Source organism: Emticicia sp. MM, assembly GCF_001649495.1.
On sequence record NZ_LXHX01000097.1, the window covers coordinates 44,110 to 58,846 of the forward strand.

Genomic DNA, 14,737 nt, shown 5'->3' on the forward strand with positions numbered 1-14,737 from the left:
TAATAAATTATAATCAATGAAAAACTATTATGGCGAAAATACACAAAAAGCGTATCAAATTAAGAAATTCCATCTGAAATAATGGTTTTATTCTTGATTTGATACGCTTTATAATTATATGGGGCGAATATCTTGTTCGCCGATGATATTTTATGCGAAAACCTCTTCGAGTTGTTCTTTTTTCGGAAAGTCTGGCGTTACCAAGTTTTCTTCTGGTTTGTAGATATATGGCATCGGAAAACCTCTTTCTTTGAAGGTCGGCTCTGCCATATTATTATAACGCAACTGAATCGACCAACGAATGTTTTTAGTGATATTTTCGCCCGAACGGTGAACCAAAAATGCTGAGAAAACTAATAAATCACCAACTTCAAATTGAGTTTGTACATAATCTTCTTCTGGAATAGCTTCTTGAATACTTCCTAAATAGCCCGAAGTATCGGCTTTTAAAAGACCAATTGTATGGCTCGCTGGTACTATTTGTAAAGCACCCAAATCGGCACCACAATCAACCATCGGAAACCACATAACAATACTATCAAGTGATCCTTGACCAGTTCTCCAGTCTTGGTGAGCACCGAGTTTCCAGTGGCTACCACCTTTTGATAAATATCGGCTGTTGAATTGCATCGCAGGACGAACACCAATCATCGGAAATTCATAACCTAAATCTTTCAATACATTGATGATTTTAGGGTCAGTACCCAAATGATGCAACGAAATTAGGTGTTGTGCTTGCTTTCCTGTATTCACAAAAGTTGTAAAATCGGCCTCGAATAAATCGAACATGGCTTGCTCGAAAGTATCTCGGTCGTTGATGTCAACTTTTTTGCCCAAAACTCGCTCTATTTGCAAGGCAAAAAGACTACGAGCTTCTGTGTAAATTTTATTAATTTCTTCTTTAGAAAAGAAGTTTTTGATGATAATATATCCGTCTTTGTTGAATTGTTCTTTCATGGTAAACATTGCTTTATTATGGTGCAAATTTAGCCTTTGAGCCGCTCAGAAAAGAATGACATCGGTCAGCTATTTGTATTTATTTTTCCAAAACAGCGTAGGCAAAACCAGCTGCTCCGAAACCATTACCATTATACAACAAATATTTCTTGCCATTATGTTCATAACAGTGAGCATAATTTATCATTTGGTAATCAAAATCGGCTGGATTTTCTGATTTATGGATACCAACTAAATCATCTTTACGTTCCCACTTGTAGCCATCAATCGACTCAGCGTAACCCAGACGATAACTTTGATTGCGGTCGGTGCGATAATCACGTGTATGACGGTATGAGTAATACATCTTGAAAATACCATCTTCGTGAAATACACTCGGACGACCTACGGCATGTAGGAAATCATCAAAAGGAAGGGCAATATCCCCCGTTGAAGTCCAATTAATACCATCATCTGAAACTGCAACTCGGCAATCGTAGAAAGGTTCAGGATAGCCATGAATATACTCGCATTTCTGACCTGAAATATGCCACATCATCCATTTTCCGTTAACAAACATCACCGAAGGTTGTGCTGCCCAAATTGGATTATGAATTGAGCGGTCCATGATTGGGCCACGAAACATTTTCTTGAAGTTCAAACCGCCATCGGTACTTACTGCAAGTCCCATCGAAAGGCGATATGAGTTGTGAGTTCTGTTCCAACCAGTATAATACAACCAAATATCTCCATTTGGTTGCGGCACAAACCATGAAGGCATTGCACCTGTTTCGTCATACTCGCCCGGGCCTCCTAAATCCAATACAAATGTATCGTGGATGTAAAGAATTTTGGTTGGGTCGTCGTAATCAACATCAATAAATGTTGGGCGAGAATAACCGTTATCGTCTCTTGAAGAGAAATAAACTCTTAGAAAATCTTTGTGCTTGTACGCATAAGGCACTTGTGCATGCGAACGGCTATGCGATAAACTACCATCGGGTTTATAAACGAGGCCGCATTTTTTCCATGCACCCCTAACCTCTGAAGGGGAATTTAGGTTTGATTCTATTATCATTATTTTAATTCTCTTTTACTCCCCTTTAGGGGCGGTCCGCCGCAGCGGTTGGGGTTACTTCTTACGATTTCTATCGGCTCTGATTTTCCAGTTGTCTTTAAAATCTTTACCTGGAATTTGAAGATTTACATTTACAGTCGGAGCTTTTTTCGTTTTCTTGAAATCAAGAACGTAATATCCATTTCCGAATATCCATTGGAGTTTTACATCTTTGATGTTTTTTGGCAAATCTTGCATTGGTACTAAATCCGCAAACATTGGATTAGCATCCATCAAGATTTGATACGTTTTTTGGTCACGAAGCCATGCTCCTACGCTTTCATCGCCAACAACCACTCGTCCGCCTACTTTTACCACACGGTTAAATTCTTCAAAAGCTTTGGCTCTTTCCGAGAATGTATTGATTCCTCCGAAATGAAAAAGGGCATCGAATGAATTATCTTCAAATGGTAAATAAGAGCCATTTCCGATGAAATAATCAATCGTAACATCTTTTTTATCAGCAAATTTTTGTTTGGCGTGACTCAACATCGCTGGCGATAAATCAGATAAAACTGCGTGTCCGCCTGGGGTAATTTTATCAATAATATAAGCTGAATCTTTGCCAGTTCCTGCTCCAACTTCCAGCACTTTCATACCTGGTTTTAATTTCAATAAGCTAATCATTTGCTTGCGAGTAGCAGCTTCATTGGCATGAAGTGATTCAAAAACCCATGAAACTCCACGGTCATAACGTGCGTGAGCATCGTTATAGGCTACTTGTTCTTTGCGGTCTTGCTCGAAAAGCTCACGAGGATAAACCAAATCAACGATGTCGTTTACGTCGTAGCTTACAGGTTCTTCGCTTGAAGTATTATTGAGGGTTTTGCCATCGGCCGATAAAACAAGTTTTGTATGTGTTTTTGGGCAAATTAATTGCTTGAAGAAATCGCTCATGCTTGTATTTTTTCTTGTATAATTTTTAAAATATCTATCAAATTCACTGCAGAACTTGCAACTACGTTTGTTTCTGATTGAAGGTGTTGATGATGAGGATAAGAACTAATATTTGGGAAATGAGGTGCATTATCCCAACGACTTATTAATTCTTCGTTCACATTTTGCCAATGAAAGCTATACTTTCGTCGATTTTCAAAGGAAATGAAAATATCTGTTACGAATAAAACTGACGAGTCGATGAATGTTATTTTTAATCGTAAAATTTGAACACCGTCACGATTTTGATGCTCAATTATTTCAAAATCTTTTAGTATCGGTTTAAATCTTACAATATCGGGAATCATTCAACGATTTTTTTTATCATTTCTAAATAATGATTTTTTAGCGAAATTTCAGTTTCCCAAATCATGCCATCGTCTTCTTTTTCAAAAACATTAATAGTATTTATTGAGTGAAACTTTTCTTCAAATTCGCCATAACTCATTGCGTATTTGATCTCAAACTCCTTGATTCTTTCTTCACAATGCTTGATTTTCTTCCACAAAACTTCTTGTGCTTGTTGTTTCGCAAATGACGCTAAATCAACGTATCCCAGCTCATGGATTACGTTTTCTAAACCGATATTTTGTTCAACTAAAAGCATAATTTATTTGTTTTCGCTACAAAAGTAAGAAATAAATGCTTATAATTATAGATTTATATCTTTACTTGACACTTCCGATTTAACGGCTGGGTTGCCTTTCCAGATGCTCCAAGGCTCGGTTTTTGCCTTGGTTACGTTGGCTCCCATCGCTACGAGCGTACCTTCACCGAGCGTACAGCCATCTCTAATAGTAGCGTTTACACCAAAGAATGAATATTCGCCAACTACGCAACGACCAGATAAAACTACGTGAGAAGTAAAGTAAACGTGGTCTTTGATTTCACCGTGGTGGCCGATATGATTTCCGCTCCAAAGCACTACATTATTACCAATTTTTACGAATGGTTGAATCGTATTATCTTCCAAAATAAAACAATTTTCGCCGATTTGGTTAGTTAAAACGGTTGCTTTTGAGCTGATGTATGAAATAAAAGAATACCCTTTTTCTTTGGCTTCGGCGTAAACCTTTGCACGAACCATATTCATTTTACGCTCGCTCAAAGGGGCAAAGAATTTGTAGTCGGTGGGTGGATAAAGTGTAGTTACGTCTTCAAATGGCACAACTGGCAAGCCGCAGAAAGTATCTTCCTTGATATATTCTTTATTGACAGTAAATGCCACGATTTCGTGTTCTGAATCATTTGTGAGGTAATAATGGGCTAATTCTGCCACCAGTTCTGTACCGAAAACTACTACTTTGGCCATATTTATTGTTGTTATTTTTGTTACAAGATAGTTGCAAATTGCTGTAGAAACTCTTCAAACAATGTGCAACAAAATAAACTATTTCTATATTAACTCAAACTTATCTAAATGTTCGTTAATTTCTTCCACTGAGCAAAACATCAGTAAGTCAATGATTGAAAGCCACGGCACAAAAGATGCTTCGTCTTTATTAAATTGCTTATATTGAATGGGCTTTGCTTTGATAAAATTAAGTAAGATTTCGTTATCTGCAAAAAGTTGTTTGTCGTAGATAGCCATTCCACCAATCGGATTGATATAATGATTAGCTTTTTCTTGCAAACAAATATCCAAAATTCGGCCTTGAGCTTTTAGGTCTTGATTGTTGTAAATCGTTGAACTTTCTACGACTTCAGTTTCGATATTTAAGTATTTGCAAGTTTCTTTTAAACTTGCGGTTGCCAACTCTGCAATAGATACAACAGGCAAGTTAAAAACTTGCTCTACTATACGAAAACCTTCATTATAAAACGGAGCTTTTTTGTAGGATTGCTCAATAGTCTTTAAAAACTTTTTGCTCCAAGCAGCCAAATTATCAACTTCAATGTCCAGAATCAAGCGATTTTGACTTGCACCAATCAACGGAATCGTAAACATGGAGGCTTTGCCATTGACCAGAATATTATTTCGATTTATCCAACCTTTGTTAATAAAAGCTACGTCATCATACACCACAAATTTATCAACTGCTTTGATTAGCTGAAAATAGCCAATATAAGGAAAAACGTAGGGCTGCATGATGCCAACAACACAGCCACCACCCCCAACCCCTAAAGGAGAGTTAGAGTTAAAATTATTTAGTATTTTATTATCATTCATTCCACTATTTTTAATTTTTGTCCCCCTTTAAGGGCGGTGCGACGGTTCGCTTAGGGGTGTTAGGGTTTTAACTTTCTTAAATAAAACTCACTATCATTGACAAGTATATCCGATTTGCTATTGATTAAATTAAGCCGAATATCGCCTTCTTGATATGGAATAACCCCTTTTGAATAGAATAAGTACTGTGCTTCGGCAGGAATCGGTTTCACTGCACTTCTGAATGGATGAATCGGAATCAGTTTTCGCTGAAAGTCTTCGCCCCAAAGTGGATATTCAAAATCTTCATGCTCTTGCTGGGTTCCGAGTGCCACGATAGCATCTTTAGGTACGATTTCATCAAATTTTTTGTAGGCTTCGTAAACATTGGGTCGGGCAATTGTGATTAGTTCTAAACGGGTAGAGTTAAATATATTTTTCTTCCCAAAAACAGGATGTATTCGCATGAAAAGAATTGTCGGAATCGCTGAAATAACAATAAAAAAGCTGATAATTATGAAGAAAATCTTATTAAAAGTAGATTTTTTGCGTAACCACGATATACCAATCAACGAAAGCATTGGCATGCACCAAACCGCCATATTCAGAAAATAACGAGCCTTGATTGGGTCGTAAGGAGCTGAATAGCATAGTGATAAAAAGTGTAGTGTTGCCGCAAAAACAAGTACCGAAAGGCTTTTTTCAACGCTATTTAATTTCTTGAAACTTCGCAAAACTTTCCAACCCAAAAAGAGCATAATTGGTAGTATCAGACCAAAACCAATAAATCCCCAAAAAGGTCTTTCGAGATAAAATCTTACTGGATGTTCAAAAGAAAAATACGAAACAACTGTAAAGTGCTCACCTTCAAGATCCAGTTTACTAAAGATTTTATTTGGCCAATATCGTACAATCTCATTCAACTCTTTCCCCATAGGAGAACTCCTAAGTCCATCCATATTTAAAAAATCTGATGAATATCGCCCAATATTGAAGGCTAAATTTTTGATTTTTTCTTTTCCTGTATAATGCTCAACACCGTGCCATTGCATCACCATTTCAGGAGCAGAAAGGCTTCCAAGACTAAATTTCTTTGATTCTTTTATATTACCGATATAGCCAGTTGGTAAGGCATAAATGCTAATTGCAGCTACAAAAATAAGGATAAAAACCTTAATTTGTTGATAGAATTGCTTTTTCAGCAACACTGTGTGGAATGCCACAACTACTGCTGCGGGAGCAATAAGCAAGAATGTAACTTTATGACCAATCCAGATACCTGCCATCAGTGCAATGAGCGAAACGTTGAGGCGAGAAGGGTTGGCTTTAAACGAAAACATGAAGTATGTTAAACAGCCTAAATAGGCTGACAAAACGATATCGGTTTCGGTAGTTGTTGCTTGTACTAAAGCCGTTGGAAGTAAAGCTGAAAGCACAAAAACGAGCAAAGATGCTGCTTTATTTTGGGTTATTCTGAAAGCTATCCCGTAAGCTGAAATAGCAAACACCCAATATGATAAATAATGAATTACTTTAAAACCTTGTTCACCAAAAAGATGAAAGCCAAACATTTGTAAGGTTGGCAGTGAATTTGGATAAAAATCAACCGTCCAAGTAGTGCCTTGTAGGCGATTCATGTTGCCGTTTTGGAGGTATAAAGCACATTTTACCAAATGCCCTGTCATGCTATCCCACTCATTGGGATAAGTCAAGAAAAACATTCCTACATTTAAAATGCTGACAATCAGCAAACCTATGCCTAAAATACCAAACACGGATTTTCCTAAAAAGCTTTGTTCTTGCCAAACTTCAGTCAGATTTTTGGGAAGTGTTTGAAGTGAATTTCTGAGCGAATATTGATGATTTTCGGAAATTTTCGTAAAAAAGAAATAAAACAAAAAAGCCAAAACGTTTACACCAATACCCCAAGATACGGCATAGCTTATCTGATTGAGTTCGGATAAAAGGAAACCTGTTGGAATAATACAAGAAACCAATCCAACAAAAAACTTGATTAGATAATCATTGAGGCTTTCAGAGATATACGAAGTATTCCGATGAATTTGCCAAAGAAAAACAAGAAATAATACTATAAAAAGTAGATACATTGAATCAGAATAAGGACTTTCACGGTGCAAAGATAATGAAAGCCCTTCTTTTATTATGCTTTTTGTAATAAACTATATCAAAAACTCGAAAAGTTCGGGTTTATCGTTGATGTACTCGAACTGAACGTTATTTTCTTTCATGCGTTCGATAAGGGGCTGAAAGTCAGACTGCTGCTTCAATTCGATACCCACTAATGCAGGGCCACGTTCACGAGCGGTTTTCTTGGAATATTCAAAAAATACAATATTATCAGTTGGGCTTAGTACATCATTCAAGAATGTTTTGAAAGCCCCAGCACGTTGCGGAAAGCGAATAATGAAGTAGTGTTTTAGTCCTTCGTAAAGCAACGAACGCTCTTTTATCTCTTCGGTTCGGGTGATGTCATTATTCCCACCACCTATGATACATACCACATTTTTACCTTTTATTTCATCTTTTATGAAATCGAGAGCTGAAACCGATAATGCTCCTGCTGGCTCGGCCACGATGGCTTCTTCGTTATAAAGTTGAAGAATCGTTGAGCAAACTTTTCCTTCGGGAATGAGCAAAATTTCATGATTGAGATTTTGTTTACAGACCTGAAATGTCAAATCTCCTGCACGTTTTACGGCCGCTCCATCTACAAATTTATCAATTTCTTCGAGCGTTACTACTTGGTCTTGCTCTAAGGCAGTTTTCATGGTTGGCGAGCCAAGTGGTTCTACAGCAACGAGTTTGGTTTTGGGCGAAAGTTGTTTAAAAACCGTCGAAACTCCCGAAGCTAAACCACCACCACCAATAGCAAAAACCAAATAATCAATTTTGAAATTAGAGTCTTTGAAGATTTCCAAGCCTACTGTTCCTTGCCCTTCCATTACCTGCAAATCATCGAACGGATGCACGAAAGTGGCCTTTTGTTCTTCACAGTATTTTTTTGCGGCATAATAAGCATCGTCGTAAGTATCGCCCACGAGTTCGATTTTTACAAACTCTTTTCCAAACATTCCTACTTGCTTTATTTTCTGAGCAGGCGTAGTGGTGGGCATAAAGATTGTGCCTTTTACCTGCAATTTTCTACACGCATACGCAAGCCCCTGTGCGTGATTGCCCGCACTGGCACACACGACACCTTTTTTAAGTTGTTCTTTCGGTAGAGCTGACATTTTATTGAAAGCTCCTCTAATTTTATAAGAACGAACAACCTGCAAATCTTCACGTTTGAGGTAAATATTTGCTCCATAACGCTCCGAAAGATTCAAGTTATGCATCAAGGGCGTGTGAACGGCCACACCTTGCAGACGTTCGGCGGCGAGATAGATATTGTCTAAATCAGGAAATATGATTTCCGACTTTATTTTGGTCATGTGATGAAGGCTTATTTTATAAAACTCAAATATACAAAAAGCACAGAGATTTTGCCCCTGTGCTTTCTGTAATTTATAAAACGGTCGTCTATTGTCTATGTGACAGTGGACTACAATTAATTGTTTTCTGGACGTAAGCTACGAACAGTTTTACCTGCTTGCCACATTTCCGAATCACGAAGTTCAGCTAATTCAACTTCCAATTTCTCACGGTAATCTGGCTCAGAGTTACGAGTGATAGATTGAGTAGCTTCTTTTTGTGATTTCACACTTTGATACAATTTCTTGAAAACTGGTTTTGTAGCATCGTGGAAAGGTTTCCACCAGTCTAACGCACCACGTTGAGCAGTTGTAGAGCAGTTTGCATACATCCAATCCATTCCGTTTTCTGCTACGAGTGGCATCAAAGATTGAGTTAATTCTTCAACAGTTTCGTTGAAAGCTTCTGATGGAGAGTGGCCATTTTCACGCAATACTTCGTATTGAGCAGCAAAAATACCTTGGATAGCACCCATCAAAGTTCCACGCTCACCAGTAAGGTCAGATGTTACTTCACGGTAGAAATCTGTTTCGAATAAATAACCAGAACCTACACCGATACCCATTGCGATGGCAGTTTCACGAGCGTGACCTGAAGCATCTTGGTAAACAGCGAAAGATGAGTTAAGACCTTTTCCTTCAACGAATAAACGACGAAGTGAAGTACCCGAACCTTTTGGAGCTACCAAAACGACGTCAACGTTTTTAGGTGGTTTGATACCCGTTTTTTTGCTGTACGTGATACCGAATCCGTGAGAGAAATATAAAGTTTTACCTTTTTTGAGGTATTGTTTCACTGTTGGCCATAAGGCAATTTGAGCTGCATCTGACAAAAGGAAACAGATGATTGTACCTTTTTTCAATGCGTCTTCGATGCTGAAAAGCGTTTTACCTGGAACCCAACCATCAGCAACGGCTTTGTCGTAAGTTTTACCAGGGCGTTGTCCAACGATTACGTTGAAACCATTGTCACGCATGTTCATTGCTTGACCTGGGCCTTGTACACCGTAGCCAATTACTGCAATAGTTTGTTTTTTCAAGAACTCTCTTGATTTTTCGAGAGGGTACTCTTCACGGGTTACTACTTCTTCTTCAACACCGCCGAAATTTAATTTTGCCATTTTTATTGAATTTGTTTTATTGAATGCGACAACTAATTGTATATACTTTTTCTTGTAAACTGTTTACTGTATTTTGTCTAAAACCTCTTTAAATGCTGTTATTGAAATTATATTGAATTTTGGAAAATCAATCGTCTTTAAAATATCATAGTGGGTATCATTTGTTACGATATAGTTTGCATTTCCTGCAAAAGCACAATCTACAAATTTATTATCGTCAAGGTCATTATGTATGAGTTGTAACCTAAAAGATACTTCTACTTTTTTAATATTAGAAGCAGTCGTTAGAATTTCATAAACTGGCTCAACTGTTTCAGGTGAAAAGTATCTGCCTATGATTTCTTCGTACTCCTCCAAGATTTCAGTAGATAAACACAACTCAAATTTTTTATCAATTAATGCCTGAAAAAGCCAATTGTATTGCGATTTTCTTGAAATAGATACCAGTAAGCAATTTGTATCAACTACAACTCTCATTCTCTCAAATCTGCTTTAAGCCATTCGTCCATCAAATCATTAGAATATTTTTTTTCATCCCAAATTTTATCTGCGGAATCTTGGGCTTTTTTAGCAAAATAATTTACTATTAAACCATTAATAGCTGCTAAATCTTCATCAGAAACACCACTTCCGTAAAGTTTTAATAATTCTAACTGAAGGTTTGATAGTGGAGCTTGTGTTGTTAAATTACTCATAACTATTTGGTATAATTAACTTTTCTCTGCAACAATTTACAATGATTTTGTATTGGACATATTTCATAATTAAGAAAGTATGAAACAAAAATAGACAAAATCTATCGTTTCTTTACAAATAATACTCCCATTCGGTAATTTCTTCTGGTAAATATTCGATTAGCCCTTGAGGAGTTTTACCTACTGCAACTCTGCCCGAACGAACGAATTCGATGATTCCGTGAGGTTTTATGTACCTAAAGAAATCAAAAATTTCAGTTTCAGTACCTGTTTTTTCGATTACTACGTAGTCGAGTCCCCAATAAACTACCCATGCCTTATAGACCTTATTGATGGTTTCGACATCAACAGATTTGCCGTTAAGTGGAGTAGAAATCTTGAAAAGTGCGATTTCGTTATAAACAATGTCTTCGTTGAGATAGCCAAAAACAGCTAAAACTTCAATGATTTTACGAATCTGGCGTACGAGTTTTTCTACTTCTTCACGTTTTTCGTGTTTGATAACGATGGTGAAACGAGAAATACCCTTACGCTCAGTTTCCGAAACCGTCAGCGACTCAATATTGATTCTGCGACGGGTAAATATGATTGTGATTTTGTTGAGTAATCCGATGCTATTTTCGGTAAATACGCAAATAGTGTATGTTGTCATAACCCCCAGCCCCTAAAGGGGAGTAAAAAATTAAAAATATAAAAACACCTTTATCCCCCTTTAGGGGTTAGGGGTGGCTGTTTACTCCAAGCGAATCTCGCTTACGCTTGTTCCCGCAGGAACCATCGGGAATACGTTTTCTTCTTTTTCTACGATAACTTCGAGCAGGTATGCCTTCTTAGAATCAAGCATTTTATCCAATGAATCGCTTAGGTTTTCTCTCTCCGAACAAGTGTGTCCGTCAATTCCGAAACCACGAGCAATTGTAATAAAATCTGGATTTTGTAATTCTACGAACGAGTAGCGATTATCAAAGAATAACTGCTGCCACTGACGCACCATTCCTAAGAAATTATTATTCAAGATAATCATCTTTACGGCCAAGCCACTTTGGGCAATTGTGCCGAGTTCTTGAATGGTCATTTGAAAACAACCATCACCGATAATTCCGACTACTTCACGGTCTGGAGCTCCGACTTTCGCACCAAAAGAGGCAGGAATCGCAAAGCCCATCGTACCAAGCCCGCCAGAAGCAATGTATGAGTTTGGCTTACGGAATTGGTAGTAACGAGCCGTAACCATTTGGTGCTGACCAACGTCAACCACGATGCAAGCCTCACCATTGGTTTTATCTGAAAGTAAAGCTACAACCTCTGCCATTTTGATTTTGCCTTCTTGGCTTAAATCGCGGAGTGTAACTTTATCATATTCTTTTACATCAAGTTTACGGAATTCGTTTTTCCAGCCCGTAAAATCTCCTTTTTTTACTAAAGGCATGAGCATTTTTAGGGCTTCTTTGGCATCTCCGATTACTGGAGCTTCGGCTTTTTTGATTTTATCAACTTCCGAAGGGTCAATTTCAATGTGAATAATGCGAGCTTGTGGAGCAAATTTGGTAGAATCTCCCGTTACACGGTCATCGAAACGCATACCAACGGCTATTAGAACATCGCACTCGTCAGTCATTACGTTTGGAGCATACATTCCGTGCATACCCAACCAACCCATGTAATTTGGGTGATTATTTGGCATTGCCGAAAGCCCAAGTAATGTACTTGCACAAGGAATATCTGTTTTTTCAACAAAATCGAGCAATTCTTGAACAGCATCGGCTATCAAAACGCCGTGTCCGAATAAAATGTATGGACGTTTTGCTTTATTGATAAGCTCCGCCGCCCTTTCGATTTGTTCTTGTTTTGGAACAATACGTGGGCTATAACTTACCATTTTCTCTACTTTTTTATAGACAAATGGCTTTGTCATTTTTGCTGCTTGGGCATCACGAGCAAAATCAATTACTACTGGGCCAGGTTTTCCTGACTTAGCAATAAAGAAAGCTTTCGCCATGATTTCTGGTACTTCGTTGGGGTCGGTAATCTGATAATTCCATTTGCAAACTGGCGTAGTTACACCAATCATGTCAGTTTCTTGGAAAGCATCAGTACCCAATAAATTTGATTTTACTTGACCCACAATACAAACCAAAGGTGTACAGTCAATAATTGCATCAGCAATTGGCGTAATGAGGTTCGTACCACCAGGGCCAGAGGTTACCAAACAAACACCTGTGCGTCCACTTACACGAGCATAGCCTTGTGCTGCGTGCCCAGCACCTTGTTCGTGGCGCACCAAAGTATGTTTTATTCTATCAATATAATCATAAAGGGCATCGTAGGTTGGCATAATTGCCCCACCCGGATAACCAAAAATATTATCTACACTTTCAGCCAACAAACACTCCATCATGGCTTGAGCTCCCGAAAGAAAAGTTTGACCTTCTTTCTCTTGAGCGGGTGCTGCGAGTATTTCTTGCTTTAATTCGATTTCGAGTAAATTTCCCATATCGTCTGAGATATTTTAGGATGAAGTTTTTATTTGGTTTGCTGTACTCCGTATTTCTTACAAGTCCGTCACGCAACCTTCGCTGGCCGAACTTACGTTTTTGATATATTTACGAAGTACGCCTCTTGTGTGTTCTGATGGAATTTGTTTCCAAGCAGCTTTACGTTCGGCCAATTCTTCGTCTGAAACATGCAAAATCAATTGATTATCAACCGCATCAATCGTAATTTTATCACCGTCTTTTACTAAAGCGATTGTGCCGCCTTCAAAAGCTTCTGGCGTGATGTGTCCAACCACAAAACCGTGTGTTCCACCCGAAAAACGTCCGTCAGTAATCATTGCTACGCTATTTCCGAGACCTGCACCCATCACAGCTGACGTTGGTTTAAGCATTTCTGGCATTCCTGGTCCGCCCTTAGGACCTTCGTTTCTGATTACGATTACGTGACCAGCTTTGATTTCGCCTTTTTCTAAGAACTCAATCACTTCCTCTTCACGTTCACAAACTTTGGCAATTCCTTCAAATTTTTCGCCCTCTTTTCCGGTGATTTTTGCCACAGCTCCACCCTCAGCCAGATTTCCGTAAAGAATCTGTAAGTGACCAGTTGGCTTGATTGGAGACTCGATTGGTTGAATGATTTTCTGTGTATCAAAATCCAAGTCTGGTACGTCTTCTAAATTTTCAGCAATTGTTTTGCCTGTGATTGTCATGCAATCTCCGTGAATAAAGCCTTTTTTGAGCAAATATTTCATCAGAGCAGGAACACCACCGATTTCGAGCATATCTTCCATATAATATTTGCCCGATGGTTTCAAATCAGCGATTAATGGCGTACGGTCTGAAATATCTTGAATGTCTTTCAATGTAAAATCTACACCTGCGGCACTTGCAATAGCTAAATAGTGAAGAACGGCATTGGTTGAACCACCCATAACCATTACCATCGTCATGGCGTTTTCAAATGCCTTGCGAGTCATGATGTCACGTGGACAAATGTTTTTCTCCAGCATATTTTTCATGGCTGCACCAATTGCAATACATTCGGCTTTTTTACCTTCGTGCGTTGCTGGGTAGCTTGATGAATTTGGCAATGTTAAGCCCATTGCTTCCATTGACGAGGCCATTGTGTTGGCGGTGTACATTCCACCACAAGCACCCGCACCTGGGATGGCATTTTTTATAACGCCTTCGTAGTCTTCGTCAGAAATCGTACCTGCAAACTTTTGCCCCAATGCTTCAAAAGCTGAAACTATGTCGAGTTTTTTACCTTTATACTGTCCAGTACGAATCGTTCCGCCGTAAACCAACATCGCAGGGCGGTTCAATCTGGCAATTGCCATCATGGCCCCTGGCATATTTTTATCACAACCTACTACGGCAATCACGCCATCATACCATTGAGCAGCAACAATATCTTCAATCGAGTCAGCAATAATATCACGGCTTGGTAATGAATAACTCATACCGTTATTGCCATTTGTCATACCATCTGAAACTCCGATTGTATGAAAAATCAAGCCCACCATTCCGTTTTCTTGGATACCTTTCTTTACGTGAACCGACAAACCATTGAGGTGCATATTACAGGTATTTCCTTCATAACCAGTACTTGCAATGCCAATTTGGGCTTTTTGCATATCTTCTTCTGTCAACCCAATACCATAAAGCATGGCTTTGGCTGCAGGGTTATGAACTTCTTGCGTAAGGGTGCGGCTGAATTTATTTAGTTCCATATTTATATTTTTAAAATCTCCAATCTTCATTCATCAATCCTTAATCTTCAATAAATTATAGATT

At 38.3% G+C, this 14,737-nt stretch carries 15 protein-coding genes; all 15 read right to left on the minus strand.

The genetic code is table 11. The features are described from left to right. Nucleotides 1-150: 150 nt before the first annotated feature. The 15 genes from A6M55_RS11865 to ilvD all read right to left on the minus strand — a co-directional run bounded on the left by A6M55_RS11865 (nt 151) and on the right by ilvD (nt 14,673). Nucleotides 151-957, minus strand: a complete 807-nt coding sequence (locus A6M55_RS11865; protein ID WP_229235524.1) for a phytanoyl-CoA dioxygenase family protein — start codon at nt 955-957, stop codon at nt 151-153. Nucleotides 958-1,036: 79 nt separating this feature from the next. Beyond that, nucleotides 1,037-2,014, minus strand: a complete 978-nt coding sequence (locus A6M55_RS11870) for a hypothetical protein (protein WP_064197804.1) — start codon at nt 2,012-2,014, stop codon at nt 1,037-1,039. A 54-nt stretch (nt 2,015-2,068) separates the two neighbouring features. After that, the gene (locus tag A6M55_RS11875; protein ID WP_064197805.1) at nt 2,069-2,950 is read right to left on the minus strand and encodes a class I SAM-dependent methyltransferase; all 882 of its coding nucleotides are present in this window, start codon (nt 2,948-2,950) and stop codon (nt 2,069-2,071) included. Then, nucleotides 2,947-3,297, minus strand: a complete 351-nt coding sequence (locus A6M55_RS11880) for a DUF6516 family protein (protein WP_064197806.1) — start codon at nt 3,295-3,297, stop codon at nt 2,947-2,949. The genes A6M55_RS11875 and A6M55_RS11880 overlap by 4 nt, the downstream gene beginning before the upstream one ends. After that, on the minus strand, nt 3,294-3,596 hold the full coding sequence (locus A6M55_RS11885) for a hypothetical protein (RefSeq protein ID WP_064197807.1): 303 nt from the start codon (nt 3,594-3,596) through the stop codon (nt 3,294-3,296). Before A6M55_RS11885 ends, A6M55_RS11880 begins: the two co-directional genes overlap by 4 nt. 45 nt (nt 3,597-3,641) lie before the next feature. Further along, nucleotides 3,642-4,301 (minus strand): acetyltransferase, encoded by a 660-nt coding sequence (locus tag A6M55_RS11890; RefSeq protein WP_064197808.1) that lies wholly within the window; start codon nt 4,299-4,301, stop codon nt 3,642-3,644. A gap of 84 nt (nt 4,302-4,385) precedes the next feature. Then, a complete protein-coding gene (locus tag A6M55_RS11895; protein ID WP_064197816.1) occupies nt 4,386-5,078 on the minus strand; it encodes a WbqC family protein in 693 nt (230 codons plus the stop codon). A 140-nt stretch (nt 5,079-5,218) separates the two neighbouring features. Next, on the minus strand, nt 5,219-7,246 hold the full coding sequence (locus tag A6M55_RS11900; protein WP_064197809.1) for a hypothetical protein: 2,028 nt from the start codon (nt 7,244-7,246) through the stop codon (nt 5,219-5,221). Between the two features lie 72 nt (nt 7,247-7,318). Continuing rightward, the gene (gene ilvA / locus A6M55_RS11905; protein ID WP_064197810.1) at nt 7,319-8,590 is read right to left on the minus strand and encodes a threonine ammonia-lyase; all 1,272 of its coding nucleotides are present in this window, start codon (nt 8,588-8,590) and stop codon (nt 7,319-7,321) included. A gap of 116 nt (nt 8,591-8,706) precedes the next feature. Continuing rightward, nucleotides 8,707-9,750 (minus strand): ketol-acid reductoisomerase, encoded by a 1,044-nt coding sequence (gene ilvC, locus A6M55_RS11910; protein WP_064197811.1) that lies wholly within the window; start codon nt 9,748-9,750, stop codon nt 8,707-8,709. Between the two features lie 63 nt (nt 9,751-9,813). After that, nucleotides 9,814-10,227: a putative toxin-antitoxin system toxin component, PIN family gene (locus tag A6M55_RS11915; RefSeq protein ID WP_064197812.1), complete on the minus strand. Its 414-nt coding sequence runs from the start codon at nt 10,225-10,227 to the stop codon at nt 9,814-9,816. Then, on the minus strand, nt 10,224-10,445 hold the full coding sequence (locus A6M55_RS11920; protein WP_064197813.1) for a hypothetical protein: 222 nt from the start codon (nt 10,443-10,445) through the stop codon (nt 10,224-10,226). The genes A6M55_RS11915 and A6M55_RS11920 overlap by 4 nt, the downstream gene beginning before the upstream one ends. A gap of 112 nt (nt 10,446-10,557) precedes the next feature. Further along, a complete protein-coding gene (ilvN, locus tag A6M55_RS11925; RefSeq protein ID WP_064197814.1) occupies nt 10,558-11,097 on the minus strand; it encodes an acetolactate synthase small subunit in 540 nt (179 codons plus the stop codon). 81 nt (nt 11,098-11,178) lie between these two features. After that, entirely contained in the window at nt 11,179-12,939 is a 1,761-nt protein-coding gene (gene ilvB, locus A6M55_RS11930; protein ID WP_156511043.1) for a biosynthetic-type acetolactate synthase large subunit, read from the minus strand. A 57-nt stretch (nt 12,940-12,996) separates the two neighbouring features. Next, entirely contained in the window at nt 12,997-14,673 is a 1,677-nt protein-coding gene (gene ilvD, locus A6M55_RS11935) for a dihydroxy-acid dehydratase (RefSeq protein WP_064197818.1), read from the minus strand. Nucleotides 14,674-14,737 lie beyond the last annotated feature (64 nt).

Coding starts and splice junctions, on each gene's coding strand:
- ilvB (WP_156511043.1), bottom strand. CDS start 12,939: ATGGGAAATTTACTCGAAATCGAATTAAAGCAAGAAATACTCGCAGCA.
- A6M55_RS11870 (WP_064197804.1), bottom strand. CDS start 2,014: ATGATAATAGAATCAAACCTAAATTCCCCTTCAGAGGTTAGGGGTGCA.
- A6M55_RS11865 (WP_229235524.1), bottom strand. CDS start 957: ATGAAAGAACAATTCAACAAAGACGGATATATTATCATCAAAAACTTC.
- A6M55_RS11920 (WP_064197813.1), bottom strand. CDS start 10,445: ATGAGTAATTTAACAACACAAGCTCCACTATCAAACCTTCAGTTAGAA.
- ilvC (WP_064197811.1), bottom strand. CDS start 9,750: ATGGCAAAATTAAATTTCGGCGGTGTTGAAGAAGAAGTAGTAACCCGT.
- A6M55_RS11885 (WP_064197807.1), bottom strand. CDS start 3,596: ATGCTTTTAGTTGAACAAAATATCGGTTTAGAAAACGTAATCCATGAG.
- ilvD (WP_064197818.1), bottom strand. CDS start 14,673: ATGGAACTAAATAAATTCAGCCGCACCCTTACGCAAGAAGTTCATAAC.
- A6M55_RS11875 (WP_064197805.1), bottom strand. CDS start 2,950: ATGAGCGATTTCTTCAAGCAATTAATTTGCCCAAAAACACATACAAAA.
- ilvA (WP_064197810.1), bottom strand. CDS start 8,590: ATGACCAAAATAAAGTCGGAAATCATATTTCCTGATTTAGACAATATC.
- A6M55_RS11895 (WP_064197816.1), bottom strand. CDS start 5,078: ATGCAGCCCTACGTTTTTCCTTATATTGGCTATTTTCAGCTAATCAAA.
- ilvN (WP_064197814.1), bottom strand. CDS start 11,097: ATGACAACATACACTATTTGCGTATTTACCGAAAATAGCATCGGATTA.
- A6M55_RS11890 (WP_064197808.1), bottom strand. CDS start 4,301: ATGGCCAAAGTAGTAGTTTTCGGTACAGAACTGGTGGCAGAATTAGCC.
- A6M55_RS11900 (WP_064197809.1), bottom strand. CDS start 7,246: ATGTATCTACTTTTTATAGTATTATTTCTTGTTTTTCTTTGGCAAATT.
- A6M55_RS11915 (WP_064197812.1), bottom strand. CDS start 10,227: ATGAGAGTTGTAGTTGATACAAATTGCTTACTGGTATCTATTTCAAGA.
- A6M55_RS11880 (WP_064197806.1), bottom strand. CDS start 3,297: ATGATTCCCGATATTGTAAGATTTAAACCGATACTAAAAGATTTTGAA.